Raw genomic sequence first — 4,584 nt, 5'->3', positions numbered from 1 at the left:
CGTGTCCGCGAGCGTCGCGTCGATGGCCGCGACCCGGGCGCCGGGGACGAGGTGCGCCGCGGCCGCGACGGGTGGCGCGACGAGGTCCAGGTGGTCGGGGAGGGGCTGCCAGTCGAGCTTTCCGGTTGCGGAGGTCACCGCGCTGACGCTAGCCCGGTGGTTGTTGGCTGCACGCCGGTGTCTACGCGATTTGAACCTTGGACCACGCCTTCGGGGACCGCAGCACCCTGCAGGGGCAGCCCCGCCCAGGCTGCCAGCAGGAGAGCGCCGCCGACCAGGAAGTAGTAGTTCAGCACCGCGTTCTTCGACAGCATCACGGTAGCCAGGAGGCTGAGGGCCAGCCCGGTCGCGAAATGGCTCGCAGTCGCCGACGAGCGCCGGCTGTAGATGGTGGCGACCAGGAGCCCGGCAGCCACCGGCAGGACACGGAGCCACCCGATGTCAGCGCCTCCGACGTTCCTGATCACCTCCCCGACGAGGGAGAGCGAGTCCTCCCGCCACGGCGGAGCGAGCTGATATCCCACCAGAGACCTGACGAACGCGGGTGGGTCTGCCACCAGCCACGGCAGTGTCGCGGCGGCCGCGGACGCCGAGAACGTCGCGACCCTGGCTCTGGTGGCCAGGGGGCGCAGCATCCACAGGCACGGAAGCGCCACGAAGAAGTATTGCTTGGAGACGAACAGCAGGCCGAGCAGTACCGCTGCGGTGGTGTACCTCTGACGTCGTATCGCCCAGAGCGCGAATCCCAGGAGGGTGACGATGGAGGTCTCGGTCCATGCGCCGTACATCATCCAGATTGCTCCAGGCGCGCACAGCAACATCACCGCGAAGGGGCGAGAAGAGCGGGCCCGACCGTCGCCGAGGACACCCAGGGCGAGCACGGTGAGAAGGACGAGCCCGGTGTAGCGCACGTCTCCCAGCGCGAACGCGGGCAGGGCCAGCAGCAGCGAGATGGGCGGGTAGGGGAACCCGAACGGGACCTCGCCGTTAACCACGAATCCGGGCCCGTAGAAGCGCAGCGTGTCCTGCACGTCGTAGATGTTGGGGTAGCTCATCGCGTAGGGGTTGTGGCCGGCGATGAAGGCGCGGGAGCCCTCGGTCAGCAGGACGTGGACGTCGATGTGTGGAGGAGCAGCCATCAGCCAGCTGACTATCAGAACGGCGTGGATCGCGATGAACAGGAGCGGCGCAGCACGTGGGGGCCATCGCCGCGAGGTGGGAGCAAAGGCGGCCGACAGGGCCAGCGCCGTGTAGCCCAGCGAGATGGTGACCTTGAGCCCGTCGCTCAGACTGCTGGCCAGACCGAGGACCGCGGTGTTCACGACAGCCCCCAGCAGGATGGCCCCCGCCACCACCGACGGGCTGAGGGAAGACACTGCGCGGCCCGAGCCCGAGCTGGATCGCCAGGCGAGAACCGCTCCCGCGGTGAGGAGGACCAAATACGAGGTGGCCCATGCCGGCCAGACGACGTGCAGGGCGCCGGCCACCAGGACGGCAGTCCCCGCGATCGTCAGCCTCGTGCTCGAGGCCACCACCATCGCGCGCAACCCCGAGTCGCTCACGAAGAGGCGCCGGGTGACCGCAGCAGGGTGTATCCCGCGTCCGAGCCGACGACGGTCCACTGCATCTGGTGCTGAAGGGCATCTCCGAGGGGGGAGTCGTCCCTCAGGAGGGCGGAGGTGGCCCCCGACGTCGCAACGACCTTCTGCCACCCCGGTCTCACCGTCAGGGTGTTCATGTACCTGTCCACATAGGGCACGGTGAACACCTCGGTGCGCCCGTCGATGACCGGAGCCAGCTCTGGGTGGCGCCACAGGAGCCAGCCCCCGAGCGCGTAGTCGTTGAAGACGACGTCCCGGTCGGAAAGCGAGTCGAGCCGGGCGTCGAGCTCGCTCGGCACGTTTGACGGCTCGCTCGCCGTGGCGGGGAGGACGACCGCCGCCAGCACGGACGCAGCCACGACCGAAGCGCTCAGCCAGCGGCGTTCGGTCCGAAGGTCGACCTGGGGGATGGGCAGCGCTGACCCCGTCATCAGGCGGTGAAGCGCTTCAACGAGCAGCGGCGCCGCCATCATGGCCCCCACGGCGATGGTGCGTCCGTAGAGGAGGCACCAGCCGAGCGACATGGCCAGGATCACCAACCGGCTCCACCCGATGCGGCGACCCCCGCGGCACCAGAGCAGCACCGTGACCCCCAGCATGGCCACGGTGACGGCGAGGAACGGGGACGTCAGGGAGACGGGGGCCCACTCCGAGACGTACTTGGTGTAGTCGCCGACGGCGAAGGGTGCGAGGAGCAGGGCGGGCCCCACAGGGGTCGCAGCAGCGACGAGGACCGAGAGGACGGGCACCACAGCAAGCTTCAGGGTCCTGCGGCGGTCGGCACCGTCGAGGAGCATCGACGCCACGACGGCGAAGCCGACGAGCGGCCCGGCGAACCACATCCCGTGCGAGCAGGCCCATAGCCACGACACGGGGACGAGCCACCAGCGCTGTTTGAGGTCGCTGCTGGTCCGCAGCCACGCGCCCGTCGTGACCGCCACGAGGGCGAAGGTGACCAGCTGTGGTCGCGAACTCAGGCTTCCGCTTGCTCCGTACAAGCCGGCCAGGCTGCCGACGAGTGTCGGGAGGAGACCCCCGTGCCGACGGCAGGTGAGGAACAGCGCGACGAACACCCCGACAACTCCGAGGTGCCACAACCAGGTCACGCCCGCGAGACCAGCGACGTCGTCAGCCCACGCCGCGAAGATCTCGGGGAGCCACTCATGAAGGACCCACCGGTTCTCACTGAACCGGGAAAAGGGGTCAGGCCCGCTGAACTGCCAGGTGTCGAGGAGGAAGTGGCCTGCCCGGATGTGCCAGAACGTGTCCGGGTCGCTGATGCCCGGTGCGGCCTGCCGCAGGAGGAGAAGCGGCACCAGGGCCACGACTCCGAGAGGAAGCCACACGTGGAGGAACGTGCGGACATGGTCGCGCCCGAGGCTCCCCGTGTCCGCGGGGGCTGAAGTCCGCTGGTCCTGAGCCACGTCGTGAGCCTGACGCAGTGGGGGTGTCGGCACAACGAAAGCGTGAATACGTGCCCGAACGGATGAACTGGGAACGGCCGTTCAGCCCGCTCCCAGCAACCGGTTATTGTGGCGCCATGTCGACTGAGGGTGGAAACAAGGCGATCCTCGCTGCGCTGGCGGCCAATCTCGGGATCGCTGTCACGAAGTTCGTGGCGTTCCTGCTGACCGGGTCGAGCTCGATGCTCGCCGAGTCGGTCCATTCCGTCGCCGACTCGAGCAACCAGGGCCTGCTCCTGCTCGGTGGCAAGCGAGCCAAGAAGCAGGCCACTCCGCAGCACCCCTTTGGCTTCGGCCGGGAGCGGTACTTCTGGGCATTCGTGGTCTCGATCGTCCTGTTCACCATCGGTGGTCTCTTCGCGCTCTACGAGGCTTTCCACAAGTACCAACAGCCCGAGGCGCTGACGGACTGGGTGTGGGTCCCGATTGTCGTCCTGCTGGTGGCCATCGGACTGGAGGGGTTCTCGTTCCGGACCGCGATCGTCGAGTCCAACCACGTTCGTGGCGAGCGCTCGTGGGGTCAGTTCATCCGCTGCGCCAAGGCCCCAGAGCTCCCGGTCATCCTCCTCGAGGACTTCGCCGCGCTCCTCGGACTCGTGTTCGCACTCTTCGGCGTCGGTTTGACCATCCTCACCCACAACGGTATCTGGGACGCAGTCGGCACGGCCCTGATCGGCGTCCTGCTGGTCACCGTCGCGCTCGTGCTGTCCGTGGAGATGAAGTCGCTGCTCCTCGGTGAGTCCGCCACGGCCGCGCACGTCCAGGCCATCGAAGCCGCCCTGACCGGGTCCGGGGGCATCGATCGGATCGTCCACATGCGCACGCTCCACGTCGGCCCCGAGGAACTCATCGTCGCGGCCAAGGTGGCCGTGTCCCGATCGGACACCGGCGAGGTCATCGCCGATGCCATCAACGTCGCCGAGCTCAAGGCCCGTCAGGCCGTGCCGGAGCTGACCCTGTTGATGTACCTCGAGCCCGACATCGACCAGGGTGTCGACACTTCTCGTCCGGCATGGGACCGGGGCGCCTGAGGCGTCGCGCAGGCGTACGCTCGGGCCATGGCCGAGGACCGGAGCATCAGGGACCACATCACTGCCCTCGTCGAAGAGGAGCACGGCCTGCGTGCGCAGCTCGCCCGGCACGAGATCACGCCCGAGCAGGAGCAGGCCCGCCTGCGCTCCCTCGAGGTCGAGCTGGACCAGTGCTGGGACCTGCTGCGTCAGCGCGCAGCCAAGCGCGAGTTCGGCGAGGACCCGGAGTCGGCCTCGGTGCGTGCCCCCGGGGTGGTCGAGCGCTACCTCGGGTGAGTGCGCGGGTGGGGCCCTGGTGAGGCGCCACACGTCGCCCGGATGCGGGTGCGCCGCGGTCCGGGCGTTAGACTGTACCCCTGCCGGCGTGGGTGATACCCCGCAACCATGACGCGCCCAGATGGGCTACGCCGGGTCAGCACACCAGACAATCAACGGAAGCGATTCACCATGTCCTTTGACTACAAGGTTGCCGACCTGAGCCTCGCCGAG

Annotated in this window: 4 protein-coding genes; 2 read left to right on the top strand and 2 right to left on the bottom strand. The window is 68.5% G+C overall.

The window, feature by feature from the left end; translation table 11 throughout:
* Positions 1 to 134 precede the first annotated feature (134 nt).
* A complete protein-coding gene (locus ACLL9L_RS09330; RefSeq protein ID WP_411284375.1) occupies positions 135 to 1,562 on the bottom strand; it encodes a glycosyltransferase 87 family protein in 1,428 nt (475 codons plus the stop codon).
* Positions 1,559 to 3,025 carry a hypothetical protein gene (locus ACLL9L_RS09325; RefSeq protein ID WP_411284374.1) on the bottom strand — a complete coding sequence of 489 codons (1,467 nt, stop codon included), beginning with the start codon at positions 3,023 to 3,025 and terminating at the stop codon, positions 1,559 to 1,561. The genes ACLL9L_RS09330 and ACLL9L_RS09325 overlap by 4 nt, the downstream gene beginning before the upstream one ends.
* A 116-nt stretch (positions 3,026 to 3,141) precedes the next feature.
* Between ACLL9L_RS09325 and ACLL9L_RS09320 the strand changes: the two genes are divergently transcribed.
* Both ACLL9L_RS09320 and ACLL9L_RS09315 read left to right on the top strand, forming a co-directional pair.
* Entirely contained in the window at positions 3,142 to 4,095 is a 954-nt protein-coding gene (locus tag ACLL9L_RS09320; protein ID WP_411284373.1) for a cation diffusion facilitator family transporter, read from the top strand.
* A 27-nt stretch (positions 4,096 to 4,122) separates the two neighbouring features.
* Positions 4,123 to 4,371, top strand: a complete 249-nt coding sequence (locus ACLL9L_RS09315; RefSeq protein WP_411284372.1) for a DUF2630 family protein — start codon at positions 4,123 to 4,125, stop codon at positions 4,369 to 4,371.
* Positions 4,372 to 4,584 lie beyond the last annotated feature (213 nt).

Source organism: Lapillicoccus sp. (assembly GCF_046595215.1).
Lineage (GTDB): Bacteria > Actinomycetota > Actinomycetes > Actinomycetales > Dermatophilaceae > Lapillicoccus.
The sequence above is the reverse complement of the archived record's forward strand: the minus strand, read 5'-3'. Positions and strand labels throughout refer to the sequence as shown.

What these genes read in the sequence shown, in the direction of transcription:
- ACLL9L_RS09320 (WP_411284373.1), top strand. Translation starts at nt 3,142, where the DNA reads ATGTCGACTGAGGGTGGAAACAAGGCGATCCTCGCTGCGCTGGCGGCC.
- ACLL9L_RS09315 (WP_411284372.1), top strand. Translation starts at nt 4,123, where the DNA reads ATGGCCGAGGACCGGAGCATCAGGGACCACATCACTGCCCTCGTCGAA.